Source organism: Eggerthella timonensis (genome assembly GCF_900184265.1).
GTDB classification, from domain to species: domain Bacteria; phylum Actinomycetota; class Coriobacteriia; order Coriobacteriales; family Eggerthellaceae; genus Eggerthella; species Eggerthella timonensis.
Genome location: NZ_FXXA01000002.1, coordinates 1,534,325 through 1,550,738, shown reverse-complemented (window position 1 = coordinate 1,550,738; position 16,414 = coordinate 1,534,325). Strand labels below are relative to the sequence as shown.

Annotated in this window: 12 protein-coding genes; 5 read left to right on the top strand and 7 right to left on the bottom strand. The window is 66.8% G+C overall.

The window, feature by feature from the left end; genetic code table 11:
• Positions 1-115: 115 nt before the first annotated feature.
• A complete protein-coding gene (locus C1A15_RS06385) occupies positions 116-958 on the top strand; it encodes an ABC transporter ATP-binding protein (RefSeq protein ID WP_101721773.1) in 843 nt (280 codons plus the stop codon).
• A complete protein-coding gene (locus tag C1A15_RS06380) occupies positions 959-1,696 on the top strand; it encodes an ABC transporter permease (RefSeq protein ID WP_101721772.1) in 738 nt (245 codons plus the stop codon).
• A 130-nt stretch (positions 1,697-1,826) separates the two neighbouring features.
• Here C1A15_RS06380 and C1A15_RS06375 read toward each other — a convergent pair whose 3' ends face one another.
• Both C1A15_RS06375 and C1A15_RS06370 read right to left on the bottom strand, forming a co-directional pair.
• Entirely contained in the window at positions 1,827-3,986 is a 2,160-nt protein-coding gene (locus C1A15_RS06375; RefSeq protein ID WP_101721771.1) for a YhgE/Pip domain-containing protein, read from the bottom strand.
• Positions 3,983-6,562 (bottom strand): YhgE/Pip domain-containing protein, encoded by a 2,580-nt coding sequence (locus C1A15_RS06370; protein ID WP_180953011.1) that lies wholly within the window; start codon positions 6,560-6,562, stop codon positions 3,983-3,985. Before C1A15_RS06370 ends, C1A15_RS06375 begins: the two co-directional genes overlap by 4 nt.
• A gap of 521 nt (positions 6,563-7,083) precedes the next feature.
• Between C1A15_RS06370 and C1A15_RS06365 the strand changes: the two genes are divergently transcribed.
• Positions 7,084-7,260: a type II toxin-antitoxin system HicA family toxin gene (locus C1A15_RS06365; protein ID WP_101721769.1), complete on the top strand. Its 177-nt coding sequence runs from the start codon at positions 7,084-7,086 to the stop codon at positions 7,258-7,260.
• Between the two features lie 20 nt (positions 7,261-7,280).
• Positions 7,281-7,754 carry a helix-turn-helix domain-containing protein gene (locus C1A15_RS06360; RefSeq protein ID WP_101721768.1) on the top strand — a complete coding sequence of 158 codons (474 nt, stop codon included), beginning with the start codon at positions 7,281-7,283 and terminating at the stop codon, positions 7,752-7,754.
• A gap of 72 nt (positions 7,755-7,826) precedes the next feature.
• On the opposite strand, the gene C1A15_RS06355 is transcribed toward C1A15_RS06360, so the two are convergent.
• Complete coding sequence (locus C1A15_RS06355) at positions 7,827-9,899, bottom strand: elongation factor G (protein ID WP_180953010.1); 2,073 nt, start codon at positions 9,897-9,899, stop codon at positions 7,827-7,829.
• Positions 9,900-10,570: 671 nt separating this feature from the next.
• Between C1A15_RS06355 and C1A15_RS06350 the strand changes: the two genes are divergently transcribed.
• The gene (locus tag C1A15_RS06350) at positions 10,571-10,909 is read left to right on the top strand and encodes a hypothetical protein (protein ID WP_101721766.1); all 339 of its coding nucleotides are present in this window, start codon (positions 10,571-10,573) and stop codon (positions 10,907-10,909) included.
• 65 nt (positions 10,910-10,974) lie between these two features.
• Here the strand turns inward: C1A15_RS06350 and C1A15_RS06345 are convergent, their stop codons facing one another.
• The 4 genes from C1A15_RS06345 to C1A15_RS06330 all read right to left on the bottom strand — a co-directional run bounded on the left by C1A15_RS06345 (position 10,975) and on the right by C1A15_RS06330 (position 16,377).
• Positions 10,975-12,636 carry a DUF4179 domain-containing protein gene (locus C1A15_RS06345; protein ID WP_101721765.1) on the bottom strand — a complete coding sequence of 554 codons (1,662 nt, stop codon included), beginning with the start codon at positions 12,634-12,636 and terminating at the stop codon, positions 10,975-10,977.
• Positions 12,633-13,226 (bottom strand): RNA polymerase sigma factor, encoded by a 594-nt coding sequence (locus tag C1A15_RS06340; RefSeq protein ID WP_101721764.1) that lies wholly within the window; start codon positions 13,224-13,226, stop codon positions 12,633-12,635. The genes C1A15_RS06345 and C1A15_RS06340 overlap by 4 nt, the downstream gene beginning before the upstream one ends.
• 111 nt (positions 13,227-13,337) lie before the next feature.
• Positions 13,338-14,180 carry a ModD protein gene (modD, locus tag C1A15_RS06335; RefSeq protein ID WP_101721763.1) on the bottom strand — a complete coding sequence of 281 codons (843 nt, stop codon included), beginning with the start codon at positions 14,178-14,180 and terminating at the stop codon, positions 13,338-13,340.
• Between the two features lie 895 nt (positions 14,181-15,075).
• Positions 15,076-16,377: an amidohydrolase family protein gene (locus tag C1A15_RS06330; protein WP_101721762.1), complete on the bottom strand. Its 1,302-nt coding sequence runs from the start codon at positions 16,375-16,377 to the stop codon at positions 15,076-15,078.
• Positions 16,378-16,414 lie beyond the last annotated feature (37 nt).

Genomic DNA, 16,414 nt, shown 5'->3' with positions numbered 1-16,414 from the left:
CGTCGCCTCCCCTGCTCCTCTCGTCGCGCGGCGCGCTCCCGGCGTCGCGTTTCCCTTGCTCAGGGGCATGCGTCGAGGGAAACTGCTCCCTGTCGAAAACGAAAGGAGCAACCACATGAACCCCCTGCTGTCCATGGACGACGTGTCCCTCAGCTTCAAGGCGAAGCGCGTGCTGAGCCACCTCTCCTTCGAGGTGGAGCGCGGCGAGTGCTTCGGCTTCCTGGGCCCCTCGGGCGCCGGCAAGACCACCACCATCAAGCTGCTCACGCGCCAGCTCGTCAAGGATTCCGGCCGCATCATGCTGTTCGGACGCGCCATCGAGCACGCCACGAACAACGACTACGAGCGCATCGGCATCCTCTCGGACACGAGCGCCCTCTACGAGCGCATGACCATCGAGGAGAACCTGCGCTTCTACGCGAAGGTGCGCGGCGTGACGGGCAACAACATCCCCGCGCTGCTCGAGCGCATGAACCTGGCCGCGGACAACAAGACGCTCATCAAGAACTGCTCGAAGGGCATGCGCCAGCGCGCCGCGCTGCTGGCGGCGATCGTACACGTGCCCGAGCTGCTGTTCCTCGACGAGCCCACGAGCGGCCTCGACCCCGCCGCGCGCGCCGAGGTGCACACTATGCTGCACGAGCTGAACGACCACGGCACCACCGTGTTCCTCACCACGCACGACATGGCTGAAGCCGAGGGCCTCTGCCGCCGCGTGGGCATCCTCGACGAGGGGGCGCTCGTCGCCTGCGACACGCCTGATGCGCTGCGCCTGCGGTTCGCGAAAAACGAGGTGCTCGTCCGCGTTGCCGACGGCCGCATCGTGCGCACCACGAAGGACGCCGCCGGCGCCGCGCTCATAGCCGAAGCGCTGCAGACGGGCGAATGCCTCTCGATCCACTCGGTGGAACCCGATTTGGAAGAAGTGTTTCTCGAGCTCACGGGAAGGGAGTTCTAAATGGAAGCCGTCATGCGCAAAACCGCCACGCTGTTCGAGAAGGACCTCAAGGACGTGGTGAAGAACCCCACCATGCTCGTATGCTGCCTGCTTCCCCTCGGGTTCATCGTCTTCTTCAGCAAGGTCATGGGCGGCAACGTCGAGGGCGCCGAGGCCCAGCACGCCTTCGACGCCACGATGCTGTCGTACGCCCTGCTGTTCACATGCACCATGGTGTCGACCATGGCCACGATAACCGCCATCGCGGAGGAGAAGGAGAAGCACACGCTGCGCACGCTCATGCTGGCGAACGTGGGGCCTGAGCAGATCCTGCTGTCGCGCGGGCTCGTGGCGCTCATCGCCATCGCGGTGGTGGACGCGGCCTGCTACCTCGTGCTCGGCCAGCCTCTCACCGGGCTGCCCGCCTTCCTCGCCATCGGCGTCGTGGGGTCGGTGCCCTTCGTGCTGATCTCGCTCTTGCTGGGGCTGGCCGCCCGCGACCAGATGTCAGCCGGCCTGTTGAGCATGCCCATCCTGCTGGTGGGAATCGCCCCCATGTACTCCCAGTTCATCGATGGGTTCTCGAACATCGCCCCCTACCTGCCCACCGGCGGCATGGACAAGCTGGGCACCCTGCTGGCCGACGGCGCGCTGTTCACCTCCGAAGCCGTGCTGCCCACCGTGGGCATGCTCGCCTGGATCGTCGTGGCCGCCGTCGCCTTCGCGCTCATCTACAGGCGCCTTTCTCGCGACAACTAGGCAGAGGACGCGCGCAGGTAGGCGCAGCGGCGCCAGCCATCGTTGCGCGCCTGCTGACACAGCGGGCACCCGCGGGGCGCAAGAGCTCCGCGGGTGCATAACGTTCAGCCGCTCGACAGACCGGCGGAACCTACATGATCTTCGTCTCCTCCAGCTTCTCGATGACGAAGGTGTTCAGCTTGATGACAGGCTTGCGCAGCACGAGGCCCAGCAGCAGCGCCGGGATCAGGAACAGCAGCAGGGTGCCGAGCTCCACCCAATACTCCATGCCGTAGATGCCGCCGATGCACGCGTGCATGGCCGCGATGCCGTGCGTGAAGGGCAGGTACGGGTAGACGGCCTGGAAGAAGCTGCTGGTCATCTCGATAGGGAACGTGCCTCCCGAGCCGGCCACCTGCATGACGAGCAGCACCACGGCCACCGCCTTGCCGATGTCGCCGAACGACACCACGAGCGTGTACACGAAGAAGCTGAACACGAGCCCCGCCGCCCATCCTGCCAGCATGAACAGCAACGGGTGCTGACACTGGATGCCGAGGAACAGCAGGTCGCCCGCACACACGAACGCGCTCTGCAAAAACGCCAGCAGCGCGAAGATGCCGAAGCGACCGAGGTACAGCTCCCAGCGGCGCGGCGCGCGCGACAGCGACGCGATGCGCTGCTCGGACACCTCCACCTTCATGAGCGCCACGAGGATGATCGAGCCCACCCACATCGACAGGATGGTGTAGAACGCCGCCATGGACGAGCCGTAGTTCGCGATGCCGTACACGCTGTGGCGGTCGATGCTCACCGGCGAGGACAGGAACGACGCCATGCTCTGGGGGTTCGAGCCGATGATGCCCTTCACCTGCTCGAGGTCGCCCGACGACAGAGCTCCCTCCAGCTGGGTCAGCGCGTCCTGGAGCTTCGCGCTCGCCCGCATCAGCACGCCCGTCGCCTCGTCGAGCGCTCCCTGCGCGCCCGCCAGGTCGCTCGACAGCGAGCCGGACGTCGAGGCCAGCGACGACAGCACGTAGTCCACGTCGTTCGACACGCGCACTGACGAATCGCTCACGGACGCGAGGGTCGAGCGCAGCGTCTCGGCCCGATACGCCAGATCGCCCTCGTAGCCGGTGCGCACGCCGCCCAGGCTCGCGCGCGCGTCGTCCAGCAGGCCCTCCACGGCCTTGCGCTGCTCGGCGGCGGTCTTCGCCGTGCCGTCCACATCGCCGGCCACGTCGCCGATGCCGTCCGCAAGCGCGGTGAGCAGCGCGATCGTGCGGTCGAACTGGTCGAGCACGGGGTTGTCGGGATCGATCTTCGCCACGGCGTCGCGCGCGGTGGCGAACGCGTCGGCCATGCTCCTCACGTCGTCCGCGGCCAGCCCCATGTCGTCCTCCACGTCCGACACCTGGCCCTCGGCCGCATCGAGGCCCTGGTCAATGCGTTTCGCGATGGCGTCGAAGCCGGCCTCGCTCTGCGCGAGCGCCGCATCGACGAGCGATGCCGCGCCCGACAGCGAGTCGCCCACGCCCGCAAGGCCCGCTTGCGCCTCGCCGAGCGCGTCGCGCGCGGCCGCCGACGAATTCCCCGAGTCGCCCATGATGCCGCCCGTGGTCTGCACAAGCGACGACGTGGACGAGACGAGCGCGGAGAACGCCGTGGTCTGCGAGGCGGCGCTGTCGAGGTCGGCCATCGCGAACTCGAGGTTGCGCTTGAGCGTGGAGGCGTAGGAATTCATCGAGTCGCCGTCCATGAAGTCGACGAGCTGGGAGATGGTCTTGAGCCCCACCTCGTCAACCGTGCTGGTGAACGTCTCGTCGATGCTCGACTGCACGGCGCTCGCGCCCTTGTCGGTGACGCGCGGCGCGATGGCGTTCTCCTTCTGGTTCGAGTAGTACACGATGTCGGAATGCCTGATGTCGGTGGAGAACAGCGTCATCATGTCGGCGCTGAAGCTCTGCGGGATCACGATGGCGGCGTAGTACGCGCCCGAGCGCACGCCTTCCACCGCCTCGTCCTCGCTCATGAACTCCCAGTCGAACTGGTCGTTCGCGCGCAGCGCCGAGACCACGCTGTTCCCGATGTTCAGGTCGACGGGAACGAGGTCGCTCGAGTAGCCCTCGTCCTCGTTGGCCACGGCCACCTTGAGGCCGTCGGTGTTCTCGTAGGGGTCCCATCCGCCCAGGATGTTGAACCAGGCGTACAGCGCCGGCACCACGACGAGGCCCACGAGCACCACGAGGCCCACGACGCTCTTCGTCGCGTTCTTGAGGTCGCCCTTGAAGATTTCCCATACGACCCTCATGCCTGCTCGCCCCCTTCGTCATCGGCGGCATCCGCCTGCTTGCCCGGTCCGAACGTGAGATGCGAGCGCACCTTGTCGCGCAAGCCCTCCTCGTCCATCGAGGCGAGGTCCATCTGGTAGTCCAGGTTCTCGTGCACGTACTCGATGGCTATCAGGTAGCCGTCAACCGCCACGAGCACGGCGATCCACACCACGAGCATGAGCAGCTTGCCGTCGGCGTCCACCTGCACGGTGGACAGCAGCACGAGTATGAGCACCGACAGCGCCGCCAACGCCGCGAAGCCCGCGCGGATGAAGCGGCGGTAGTTCCTGCCGAAACGCTCGAAGCGTCTGACGAGCGTCTCGCGGTACGCGTCGGTGTCCAACAGCGCACGGATCACCGTGCGCAGACGGTAGCGCTTGTGCTCGAGCTCGCCGCGTTCGCTGACCATCACGTCGGTCTCGGCCAGCTTGCGGTCGAACAGCAGGTTGATGTTCAGCAGGTACGGGCGGGCCACGAGCCCGATGAGGAACGCGACGGGCAGGAACAGCGCGAGATGCGCGAGGTCGATCCAGAACGCCTGGCCGTACATACCGCCGATAGCCTCGCGCAGCGCCCCGATGCCGTAGGTGAACGGCAGGAACGGATGGATGACCTGAAAGAACCCGGACATCATCTCCACGGGGTACATGCCCGACGACCCGGGTATCTGCATGATGAGCAGCACGACGGCCAGCGCCTTGCCGATGTGCTTGAACGCCACGGCCAGCGCGTAGATGATGTTGAGGTAGACGAACGAGGCGAACACGCCGGCCGCCACGAAGGCCACGGGCTCGACACATTGCACGCCGAGCACGAGGTCGCCCACGCACACGATGACCGCCTGCACCGCGGCGAGCGCCACGAGCAGCAGCCAGCGGCCGAAGTAGCTCTGCGTCGGGCTCATGCGCCCCACGCCGACGCGGTCCACTTCCAGCTTGAAGATGGCGATGAGGACGAAGCCGCCCACCCACAGCGCGAGGTTCGTGTAGAACGGGGCCACGCCAGCACCGTACGTGTCCACGGGGAAGACGGTCTCGGTGCGCAGCGTCACGGGTGCGGCCATGAAGCTGGCGGCCGCGTCGGGATTGACGCCGAGCAGGGTGGACAGCTGGTCGAGCGAGGCCGAGTCGCTGAGGGCGGCCAGGTCGGTGGCCATCGTGCTCAGGTGGCCCTGCACCGAGCCGAGCGACCAGCTGGACGACGAGAGCGCCTGCTCGGCCTGGCCGAGCGTCGCGTCGAGCTGCGCCACCGCAGCATCGGCCTGCCGCACGAGCCCGTCGAGCGCGGCCACCGCGCCCGACAGCGTGCCGGTGGCCTGCGACAGGCCGTCGAGCCCGTACGACAGCTGCGGCAGCACGTCGGTGGACAGCGATTGCTGCGACTGGGTCAGGCCCTGCGCCTCGTCCTGCACGACGCCAGTCACCGCCTGCGAGGCGTCGACGGCCTTGCCGGCCGTCTCGGCGACGGTGGCGCTCGCCTGCTTGAGCGCCTCGATGGTTTCCTGCTGCTGGGCGTTCTGCTGCTCGAGCTGCTCGATGATGCCGGCCAGCTCGGGGTGGCTTTTTTCCAGGTCCTTGAGCGCCTCGAGCATGGTTTCGTTGTCCTTCGCCAGCTTCTCCGCATCGGCCAGCAGGCCGTCCACGCGCCCCTGGAGCGCGGTCACGTCGCCCGCCGTCTGGCCGATGGCCGCGTTCGTCTGCACGGCGGCGCTGCTCACAAGCGAGCTAGCCTGCCCCACGGACGAGGCCGCGGACGAGAAGTACCCGTTCGCCGCGTCGCGCGCTTCGATGAGGAGACCGCCGCCCTCGTCGAGCGCCGCCGACAGGGCGGGCAGCTGGTTGAGCAGGTCGGACAGCGTGGCGCGGGCGCGCGCCGCAGAGTCTCGCGACGCGGCCACGGTGCCGCCCATGCCGTCGAGCAGGCCGCGCGCGTCGCCGAGCGCCGACGCTGCCTCGCTCACGCCCCTCGTCAAGCTGCCCTCGGCAGCGGCAACTCCGTCCTCGGCCTCGTGCCCCGCCTGCTGTGCCCCGCTGACGACGGCCTTGCTCACCGTCTGGATGAACATCGAGTTGATCTGCTCCTCGATGGCTGCGGCGCCCGCATCGGTCACCTTCGGGGCCACCGAGTTCTTCTTCTCGTTCACGTAGTATTCGAGCTGCGGCTTCTCCGAGCCGCCGTACGCCGCGCTCACCAGATCCTCGCTGAACGACCTCGGGATGACGATGGCGGCGTAGTACGCCCCCGACCGCACGCCCTCCATCGCCTCGTCCTGCGACACGAACTCCCACCCCAGCTGGGTGTTGTCGCGCAAGCCGTCCACCACCTCGGCGCCCACGTCGAGGTCGCCCACCACGTCGTCGCGCGTGCCCGCGTCCTCGTTGCTGACGGCGACGCGGATGCCGGACGTGTTCGCGTACGGATCCCAGTTCGCCTCGATGCTGTACCACGCGTACAGCGACGGGATGACGCACACGCCCAGCGTCACGATGATCGCCACGGGATTGCGCGCGAGCCGCTTCAGGTCGCGCAGCAGTATCTGAAAAACCGTCTTCATGCGGAACTCTCGTCTTCGTCGGGCCGCAGAGACGGCCGATCCCCTCATCACCAATGCGTACAGGCAAAGATAGCCCATCGAGGGAGCGCGCGCAACGCGTGCGAACCTCGTTTTCGCGATCAGCCGAGAGAATCAACCGCACGTTGAAACGGTACGTGCCGAACGGACGCCGCACGCACGTTGGAAGCGCGTGCAAGGCGCATCGAAAGCGCGCTGGAAACAGTGGCACGAATCGTGGAAACCGCGCTGGATCGGCGTTGGAACCGCGCAAGATTCGAAGGCACGGCGCGCTGGACGCACGCCATCGAAACGTAAGACCAGCTCGTTATCATAGAGGTACGGCACAACGGCGATGCCGCCATCGGCGAACAGGGAACGGCCATGGCCCGGCATCGCCCGCCGCGCCGCCTTCGACGGGCGGAGAACCCCAACTCGGCTCCGCCCGTCGAACAAGGACCATCGCGCTTCGCATGCAAGCGAAACTATAAATACTATTGACGTTTTAAAGGATCGGAGATAGGATGGTCAAACGAAGAGAGGTCGTGAGAATTCTCAAACGGAACGGCTTTGTCAACATGGGTGGGGCAAAGCACGACACGTTCAAGCACCCCGATGGCAGGAGAACAACCGTCCCACGCCATCAGGAGATAATCGACGACACGTTCGAAGGCATACTGAAGCAATCGAAGCTCAGATAACCCCGGAGAAAGGGATCGCCATGGTTCACGTATACGAATTCGAAGTGTACGAAAGCGAGCAGCGCCTTCTCGCATCTCCTTTCGATTTCGAAGGCGGCACAGAAGGCCACGACATGCGAGAAGTTGCCGAATACGCAGCCGATTGGCTCAAGCTGGAAATCGAATTCAGGGCCATGGAGGGCACCCCCCTTCCCGAGCCCACGTTCGACAACGAGCCGCGTCACGGAGGCAGAATCATGTGGGTCGCCGTCGACGCCGGCCTGCACACCATCCCGCGCATGACGGCCGCCGAGGCGGCGCGGGCGCTGGGAGTGTCCCCGTCGCGCGTGAGCCACATGATCCGCGACGGGCTCCTCGAGGCGTTCAAGTACGGGCACAACACCTGGGTGACCCGTTACAGCGTGGAGGCCCGCTTGAGGGAGCGGCCCTCCGCCGGCCGCCCGAAACGCAAGTCCGCCACCGTAGAGGAAGAGTCCCCCGCCCTCGAAGCCTAGACGCGCGAGGGGGCCGCGCGAACGCGGCCCCCTCCCCAACTCTCTCGCCGTCCTCCGACGGTCGCGCCTGCGCTAGTTCCCCGCAGCGCGCGCCGCCCGGTAGGCCTCCACCAGCTTCTTCGTCACGTCGGCCGGCGCCTGCTCGTAGCCTTCCAGCTCGAGCGAGTACGACCCCGAGCCGCGCGTGATGGCGCGCAGGTCCTTCGTGTACGTGACCACTTCGGCGTACGGCACGCGCACCATGATGACCGTCTCGCCCGCGTCGTTCGAGTCGGTGCCCACGATGCGGCCGCGTCGCGTGGAAATGTCTCCCATCACCGCGCCGGCGTATTCCTCGCCCACAACCACGTCGAGGTTCGCCATCGGCTCGAGCAGGATGGGCTCGGCCTTCTCGCATGCAGCGCGGAAGCCGATGCGCGCGGCGGTCTTGAACGCCATCTCGTTGGAGTCGACGGCATGGTACGAACCGTCGTACACCGCGCACTTGATGTCCTCCATGGGATAGCCCGCCAAAAAGCCCTCGCGCATGGCGTCCTGCACGCCCTTGTCGATGGCCGGCAGGTAGCCGCGCGGGATCTTGCCACCCACGATCTCGTCGACGAACTCGTAGCCCGCGCCCGGATTCGGCTCGATGCGCAGCCAGCAGTCGCCGAACTGGCCCGCGCCGCCCGTCTGCTTCTTGTGGCGGCCCTGCGCCTCGGCGGTTTTGCGGATGGTCTCGCGATACGGGATGCGCACGGGAATGAGCTTCGCCTCGACGCCGGTCTGCTCCTTGAGCTTCGCGATGAGCGTCTCGATCTGCGCCTCGCCCATCGCCGTGATCACGGTCTGGTGCGTCTCCTCGCTGCGGCTGATGACGAGCGTGGGGTCGTTCTCGGCAGCGCGCGCCAGGAACGTGCCCAGCTTGTCCTCGTCCTTCTTGTTCGCGGCCTCGATGGCAACCGGATACTGCGGGATGGGCAGCGGAAGCGGGTCGATGGCCACGTCGCCCGACTTCGACATCGTGTCGCCGGCGCGCGTGTCGGTGAGCTTCGGCACCACGATGATGTCGCCGGCCTTCGCGCTCTTCACGTCGGTGGCTTCCTTGCCCATCATCACGTAGAGGTGGCCGAGACGGTCCTTCTTGCCCGTGCGCGCGTTGATCAGCTCCATGCCCGGCTCCAGCACGCCCGAGATGACCTTGAGGAAGCTCAGGCGGCCGACGAACGGGTCGGACACCGTCTTGAAGATGAACGCCGCAGGCTCGCCCGTTTCGTCGACGAGCGTCTCCTCGCCGTTTGCCAGGCGGAAGCGGCCGTGATGGCGGGGGTGCGGGAAGTAGGTGGCGATGTCCTCCATGACGCCCTGGATGCCCTGCTCGATGATCGTGGAGCCCACGAACACGGGGATGAACAGCTCTTGGGCGATGGCCTTGTCCAGCAGCTGCTCGAGCTCGTCTTGGGTGAGCTGCTCTTCGCCGTCGAGGTACTTCATCATGAGGTCGTCGTCGGCCTCGGCCACGAGATCGCACAGCTTGTCGCGCGCGGCCTGGGCGGCGTCGGCGTACTCGGCCGGGATCTCCTCGATGCGCTCCTGCTCGCTGCCGGGATCGAAGTAGCGCGCCTTCATGCGGATGATGTCGATGACGCCCTTGAAGTCCTTGTCCACGCCGATGGGGATGGTCACGGGGCCCAGGCGCGAGCCGAAGCGCGCGTGCAGCAGCGCCATGGCGGTGTCGAAGTCGGCGTTCTCGCGGTCGATGTGGTTGATGAATACGGCGCGCGACAGGCGCATGTCCTCGGCCTCGCGCCACAGCTTGGTGGTCATGACCTGCGGGCCCGCCACGGCGTCGACCACGAACAGCGCCATCTCGGCCGCCTGCATGGTGGCCAGCGTGTCGCCGATGAAGTCGGGGTGGCCGGAGGTGTCCAGCAGGTTGATCTTGTAGTCCTTGTACGGAATGGGAGCGATGGAGGTGCCGATGGTGAATTTGCGCCGGATCTCCTCATCGTCGTAGTCGAGGTAGGATTTCCCGTCGTGCGTCGTGCCCATGCGGGGCGTACGGCCGGAGACGTGCAGCATCGCTTCGGCGAGCGATGTCTTGCCGGCGCCGTCTTGGCCCACCAGCACAATGTTTCGCACGTGTTCGGTAGCAGGAGCTGCCATGTTGACCACCAACTTTCCTGTTGCGTGGCCCACGCCGTTGTCGTGTTGTCGTCAAGGCGCGAACCAACCGGGCCTTACCAGAAACGAACTTCAAACGCGTACCTGAAACCTTGACCCATAGTGTATCGCAAATGGCCGCTCGCGGCGTCCACAACGCCGGAATTCGACCCCGGACCCGACCCTCCCGCTGATGGCCCCACTGCGACAACGCCGGCCGGAGTCGAAGGATCCCTGAGCTTGCTCAGGATCGCGGCGGCGCAGCCCCAAAGTCACGCGTCAGGGAAATCGCGAATGGCGGCCGTTTTCGACGGATGTCCGTCATCGGGAGAGGACGAATCCGGTCCGAGGGAGAAAGCGAGCGCGTCGCTTTTGCATCGTCCCTGCTCAGAGGATCAAATGAGCGCGCAGCAAACGAGAAGGCCTCCAGCGAAAGACGTATTTCCGTCGAAAACGGCCGCCATTCGCGATTTCCCTGACGCGCTGCTGCCCGAATCGCCGATTTCAAGGCTTCTTCGCAGCGCTCGTCTTTGGAGAACCCGCGAACAACACGTTACCGAACGGTGACGAACCTGTCGCCGGGCCCCGCCCCAAGGCGCATGGCCTCGTGCAGCCCGTATAATCGCAAGCAAACACGCGGCTTCGAGCCGCCACCCACTATAAGCGAGGAGACTATGAGCGACCACAGCCCCATCATCGACGTCAACCCCGTCGCCAGCGCAAGCGAAGCCGCGCGGAGCGGACGGCCTGCAGACGGCGACGGGTTCCGCGCGCCGTCGTACGGGAAGGACGCCGCGCAGGCCGCCTCCGTCAACGCCACCATTATCGACGGAGGCCCTGCCTCCGGTAAGAAGAAGCCCAGCCGCATCGGCGGCGCCGTGCAGACTGCCGTCGGCGGCGCGATCATGCTCGTGGGCGTGCCGATGCTCATCCTGCCCGGCCCCGGCCTGCTGGCCATCGGCGGCGGCGCCGTCGTGGCCGCCAAGGGCATCAAGAAAGTGCTCGGCAAATAGCCGAAGCTAACGCGCGCAAACGAAGCGGGCCCCTCGTCGAGGGGCCCGCTTTTCATTCGCTGCCGCTAGAAGGAAAGCGTCTGCGACGCGTCAGTTTCCTCTACGAAGTATCCGAATTCAGAGTGATAGCGATATTCCGTCAACCCGCGCAGTTCTTCGTCCGATGCCGCATAGTACGAATCCATCTGCACGTAATCGCCTGTATGGTAATCGTATTTTCCGTAGCGAATAGCCGAATGGTAGCCCGTGCCCGTCTCTCCCGTTTCAGGATCGGTCCATTCGCTCGCCAAGTACGTCACGTCGTCGGAGGGCATCAGTTCGAACATGGAGTGAAGGCCTCCGGGAGTCCATCCGTAAGGCTTGAGCGAGATGCTCACCGTGCCGTCGGCTACGTCCCAGCCCGTCAGCTCGTAGCCGCCGTATTCGCTCGTCTCCAGCTTGGCCCCGATCTGCGAGACGTCGATCGTTTGTATATTCAGGTCGTTGAGCTGCGTACGAGCGTCGATCGCGTCTTGGTCGCTGCCCGGCACGTTGCCCTTTTGCGCCGTCTCGGTATACGTCATCGGCGTGAACGTGACGCTGGTCGCGTCGGGCGACAGTCCCGCCAGCTCCACCACGGTAGAGCCTTCGGGATTGTAGCCCGTGCCGTCCCCCGCATTCACGAAGTGCAGTACGTTGCCCTGGTCGTCCGTCATCTTCAGCATACTCGGGGGCAGCACGTTGTCAGGCGGTCCGTAAGACGATCCGTAGGCGCCCGGCTCCCCCGTCCAATCGCTGTCGTTGCGCACCACCATCACGCACCCCAGCTCGGAGGCCGTGAAGCGCTCGATGCCCATGGTTTTTTCGCCCTCGCTCGTGGCGAACGTGAGGTCCTGCGCGCCCAGCTCGCGCGGCTGGGCCACCGTGCTCAGGTCGAGGCCGACGTCGAACGTGAAGGGCTCGTCGCCCTCCTCGTAGGGCTTCCAAGTCGCCCATCCCTCCAGCGCGACGTCCACCTGGTCGGGCAGCGTCGTTTTCGGCACGATGCGCTGCATGACCTTCACCTTGCCGTCCTCCTGGTAGGCGTCCAGCAGATAGACCGCATCGGTGCCGATCGACTCGCCGTTGCTCGAAAGCGCGCAGGTGAAGCGCGGCGCCAGCCTTTGCAGGCGCGCCCACTCGTTCTCCTGCGAGCCCTCGTAGCTAGACTGCTCGGTCAGATCGAAGCCGCCCTCCTTCTCCAATGTAAAGAATAGGTTGACGATGTTGCGGTCGGACGACACGGAGTCGAGCGTCACCTGCACTCCGTCGACCTCGACGGTCTCGCCCACCTCGGCGTTCAAGCTGGACACGCCCTCTTGCAAGCTCCCGTAGATCGGCAGGTTCTTGCCCCCGGCGAAGAACGGCGCATCGCCCGGCTGCATCTGCAGCAGCGTCGTGGCGGCGAACGCCGCGCCGCCCAGCAGCGCCACGGTCACGGCGGCCGCGGCCACCAGCGCGCCGCGCCGCACCACGCGCCCGCCCGTAGGCTTGCCGTGCGCCGCTCGCTCAACGGTGCGACGCCTCACCGGCTGCGCCCGCTGCGCGGTCGCCTCCGCCGGAGCCGGGCGATCCTGGGGGATGGATCCGAGCGACGCGTACACGCCGTCGAGCTTGGCCTGCGCCTCGCGCGGCAACGGGCCCGCATCCAGCTCGTCGATCACCGCCCGCCGCAGCTCGTCCTCGTTGTCGATGCTCTTCCAACTCATCGCGCCACCTCGGCTTCCTCGTTCGATCCGTCTGTATAGGCAACCTTGAACCGATCGCGCGCCCGCGACAGGCGGGTGCGCACGGCGCCCTCCGACACGTTCATAATCTGGGATATCTGGCGCACGGGGAAATCGTTCACGTAGAACAGCACGAGCACGAGCCGGTCGTCGGCCGTGAGGCGCCCGAGCGCGTCGCGCACGTCCATCGCCTCGTCGCGGTCGGGGTCGCGCCCCGCGCCGCGCCCCGCCGATGCAAGCCCCGCCGACGGTTCCCACGACACGTCCGAGCCGTCCACGTCGATGTCGAATATCCCCATCGCGCACGGCGTCTCGCGCTTGCGCGTGCGGCGCAGGTCGTAGCATGTGCGCAGCAGGATGCGCATGAACCACGTGCCCACGGCGCTGCGACCGCCGAAGCGCGGCATCGCGCGCCACGCTTTCGCCGCCGTTTCCTGCAGCGCGTCGGACGCGTCGTCCACGTTGCCGAGCACCGCCATCGCAGCGCGCCACAGCGGCTGCTTGCCGTGCTCGAACAGCGCGGCGAACGCCTCGCCGTCGCCCTTTCGAGCTCGTTGTATCAGATCGTCCACGCAGGCGCCCCCTTCAAGGTCGGTTGCTCATTAGACGCACCCGGCCGGGAAAAGGTTACACCCTATTCGGAAAAACCGCGCGGAAGCCGCGCGGCAACGAGCCGCCGCCCCCTACAAGCGGCTCATGCGCACGCTCATATCGAGGGGCTTGGCGGCGAAGGGGGCCGTCGTGGCGAGCCCGTCCACGCCGGTGGCCGCGTACGCGCCCGCGTTCTGCGGGTTCACGCCGCCAGCAGCGACGAGCGTGAGGTGCCGGTCGATCTCGCGCAGCTCTCGCACGAGCGGCGCCAGCTCATTCGGCGGCACCTTGTCCACCTGGATGCCGTCCACGCCGACGCGCGCGAGCACGCGGGCGCGCTCGGCATCTGCCTCCACGAACAGCTTCTTCTCGATGCAACGGGCCTTGATGGCGGGCAGCTGCTCCACGAACGCGTCGAAGCCGCCGAAGAACGTGAGGTGATGGTCGAACACGAGCACCGTCTCGGACAGCCCCAGCCGATGCGGGAACGCGCCGCCGGCCATGACGGCCTCGGTGAGCAGATCCTTGGCGCCCGGCATGCTCTTGCGCGTGGTCAGCACCTCGCAGCGCGGGTTCGCGGCGTGCGCCGCGTCAACCATGGCCCGCGTCTTCGTGGCCACGGCCGACAGGTGGTCGAACACGTTGAGGCACACCTTCCACGCCGCATGCAAGTCGACCGCGGCGCCGCGCACGACGAAGAACGCCTCCCCCGCCGCCACGCGATCGCCGTCGCGGCGCGCCTCCACCACGTCGCAGCCGAGCTTGCCCATGATGCGCCGCACCACGTTCGAGCCAGCTAGCACGCAGTCCTCGCGCGTGAAGTACGCCATCTCGCCCGGCTCGTCGCCGATGCCCAGCACCGCGCACGTCAGATCGACGTACGGCACGTCCTCGGCGATGAACCCGTCGATGCGCGCGTCGGATAGTCTCAGCATGCCGCCCCTTCCCTCTTTACGATTGTAGCCATCCCAGAATAGACCAACGCGCGCGACGCGGCTAGCTGTATTTTACGTACAGCGTCGCGGCCGGCGCGCGCGGCCGCTGGATTAGGGCGTACCAGAGGCGGGCGCCGTGCCGGTTCGCGGGCACAGCGTGCCATCGGCGCAACGCGAAGATGCTTCGACTCGAAACCGAAAACGAACGAATGTTTCAACTCCCCCTTTGACGCACAACGCCCGCCGACGGGCGCTATGCGATCATGCCTCGAGCGCACAATCGGGACGAATGCGCCGAACAGGCGCTTTCCGCATGGGCCCGGAAACGGCGGAGCGGGGCGGCCCCTGCTGCAGCGCCGGTTCCGAGAAGGAGGGGGGACGAGGTCGCGGCCCGCGGCGGTTTTCGACGGAAAAACGCCCTCGGACGGCCCCGTCCGACAGTATTTCTCGCGAGCCCTTCCCGCGGTGCCTCCGCGACCTGGGAGAAGACGGACGCCGGGGCGGGCGGGAAAGGCGTCCGAAGGCGTTTTTCCGTCGAAAACCGCCGCGAACCGGGCCCCTCGCGCCGACGGCGAAGCGGCGGGCGCATGCCGGACAGGACGAGGCGGGGACCTGGGCCCGCCCGGGAAAAGCGCTCGGGCGGCCGTTGTGCGTCAAAGGGGGAGCCAGAACGGATGTTTCACGTGAAACACGTACGTTGACGCTTCAAGCGCGGCCGAAAGATAAGCCCCGGTCGTCCCAAGAGGACGAACCGGGATCACACTAAAAATCCGAACCGCCGAAGCGAGTCCGAGAGCCGTGGGGAGTTCGCGCTCCCTGCGGCTCGCCTGCCATTGTACCGAGCGACGCGCTCCCGCGCAAGGGGACGACGGAGGCGCTTCGCCGAAACGACGCCCTACAGCTCGCCGACGATGCGCTGCGTGCGGGCGTTCACCTCGGCCTTCGCGCGCTCCACGTCGAGCGTGGGATACGCGCCGTCGCGGTACACCACGCGCCCGTCGCACATGGTGAGGCACACGTCGGCTCCGTGGCCGGCATACACGACGTTCACCAGCGGGTTCGTCATCGGCGCCCACGACGGCCCCGACACGTCGAACACGCACAGGTCGGCCTTCGCCCCGATGGCCACGTACCCGCAGTCATCGCGGCCCTGCGACAGCGCGCCCATGCGCGTGGCGGCCGCCAGCGCCTGCTTCGGCGTAACCACGGACGGGTCGTTCGTCGAGCCCTTGTACAGCAGCGCCAGCAGGTACAGGTCCTGCATCATGTCATGGTTGTTGTTCGACGCCATGCCGTCGGTGCCGAGACACACCTTGACGCCGCGCTCGAGCATCTTCGGCACGGGCGCGAACCCGCTGCCCAGCTTCATGTTCGACGCGGGGTTCGCCGCCACGAACACCCCGCGCGCCGCCAGCACGTCGATGTCCTCGTCGTCCACCCACACGCAATGCGCCGCCGTCACGGGCGCGTCGAACAGGCCCAGGCTGTCGAAGTAGCGCACGGGCGTCAAGCCGCCGTGGCGCTGCCGGCACTCCTCGTGCTCCGCGCGCGTCTCGGACACGTGCACCTGCACGCGCAGCCCCTGCTCGCGTGCGAACGCGGCAAGGTCGGCCACCGCGCGCGGATTCGACGTGTACTCGGCGTGGATGTTGCAATCCACCACGATGCGCCCGTCGCCCGCTCCCTGCAAATCGTGCAGCAGGCGGCGATTCTGCGCGTCCACGGGCAGCTCGTCCAGGCCTTCGCCGTTGAACGCCAGCAACGAGTCGGAAAGGTTCATCTTCAGGCCGGCGTCGAGCGCGGCGCGCGCGCCCTCCTCCATATGGTAGTACATGTCCGAGAAGCTCACGCAGCCGTAGCGCGCCATCTCGGCGCACGCGAGCGTCGTGCCCCAGTAGCAGTCCTCGGGCGTGATCCGATCCTCGAAGGGAAACACCTTGTCGTTGAGCCATGCCTGCAAGGGGAGGTTCTCGGCGTAGCCGCGCAACAGCGTCATGGGCGCGTGCGCGTGCGCGTTGTAGAATGCAGGCACCAGCAGCTTGCCGCGGCCGTCGTACACCTCGCCGTACGCCGCGGCCTCTTCGCCCGCGGGCGCCTCGTCGCCGAGATAGGCGATGCGGCCGTCGCGCACCCCCACCCACTGTCGGGTGCGATAGTCGAGATCCTCGTCAAGCAGGTCGATATCCGCGAACAGCATGCGCGCTCCTTCTCCTCCGCACGCTTGTCCTGCCTGC

Bases quoted from the DNA above. Each gene is read 5' to 3' on its own strand.
- C1A15_RS06385 (WP_101721773.1), top strand. From the start codon at position 116: ATGAACCCCCTGCTGTCCATGGACGACGTGTCCCTCAGCTTCAAGGCG.
- C1A15_RS06380 (WP_101721772.1), top strand. From the start codon at position 959: ATGGAAGCCGTCATGCGCAAAACCGCCACGCTGTTCGAGAAGGACCTC.
- C1A15_RS06375 (WP_101721771.1), bottom strand. From the start codon at position 3,986: ATGAGGGTCGTATGGGAAATCTTCAAGGGCGACCTCAAGAACGCGACG.
- C1A15_RS06370 (WP_180953011.1), bottom strand. From the start codon at position 6,562: ATGAAGACGGTTTTTCAGATACTGCTGCGCGACCTGAAGCGGCTCGCG.
- C1A15_RS06365 (WP_101721769.1), top strand. From the start codon at position 7,084: ATGGTCAAACGAAGAGAGGTCGTGAGAATTCTCAAACGGAACGGCTTT.
- C1A15_RS06360 (WP_101721768.1), top strand. From the start codon at position 7,281: ATGGTTCACGTATACGAATTCGAAGTGTACGAAAGCGAGCAGCGCCTT.
- C1A15_RS06355 (WP_180953010.1), bottom strand. From the start codon at position 9,899: ATGGCAGCTCCTGCTACCGAACACGTGCGAAACATTGTGCTGGTGGGC.
- C1A15_RS06350 (WP_101721766.1), top strand. From the start codon at position 10,571: ATGAGCGACCACAGCCCCATCATCGACGTCAACCCCGTCGCCAGCGCA.
- C1A15_RS06345 (WP_101721765.1), bottom strand. From the start codon at position 12,636: ATGAGTTGGAAGAGCATCGACAACGAGGACGAGCTGCGGCGGGCGGTG.
- modD (WP_101721763.1), bottom strand. From the start codon at position 14,180: ATGCTGAGACTATCCGACGCGCGCATCGACGGGTTCATCGCCGAGGAC.
- C1A15_RS06330 (WP_101721762.1), bottom strand. From the start codon at position 16,377: ATGCTGTTCGCGGATATCGACCTGCTTGACGAGGATCTCGACTATCGC.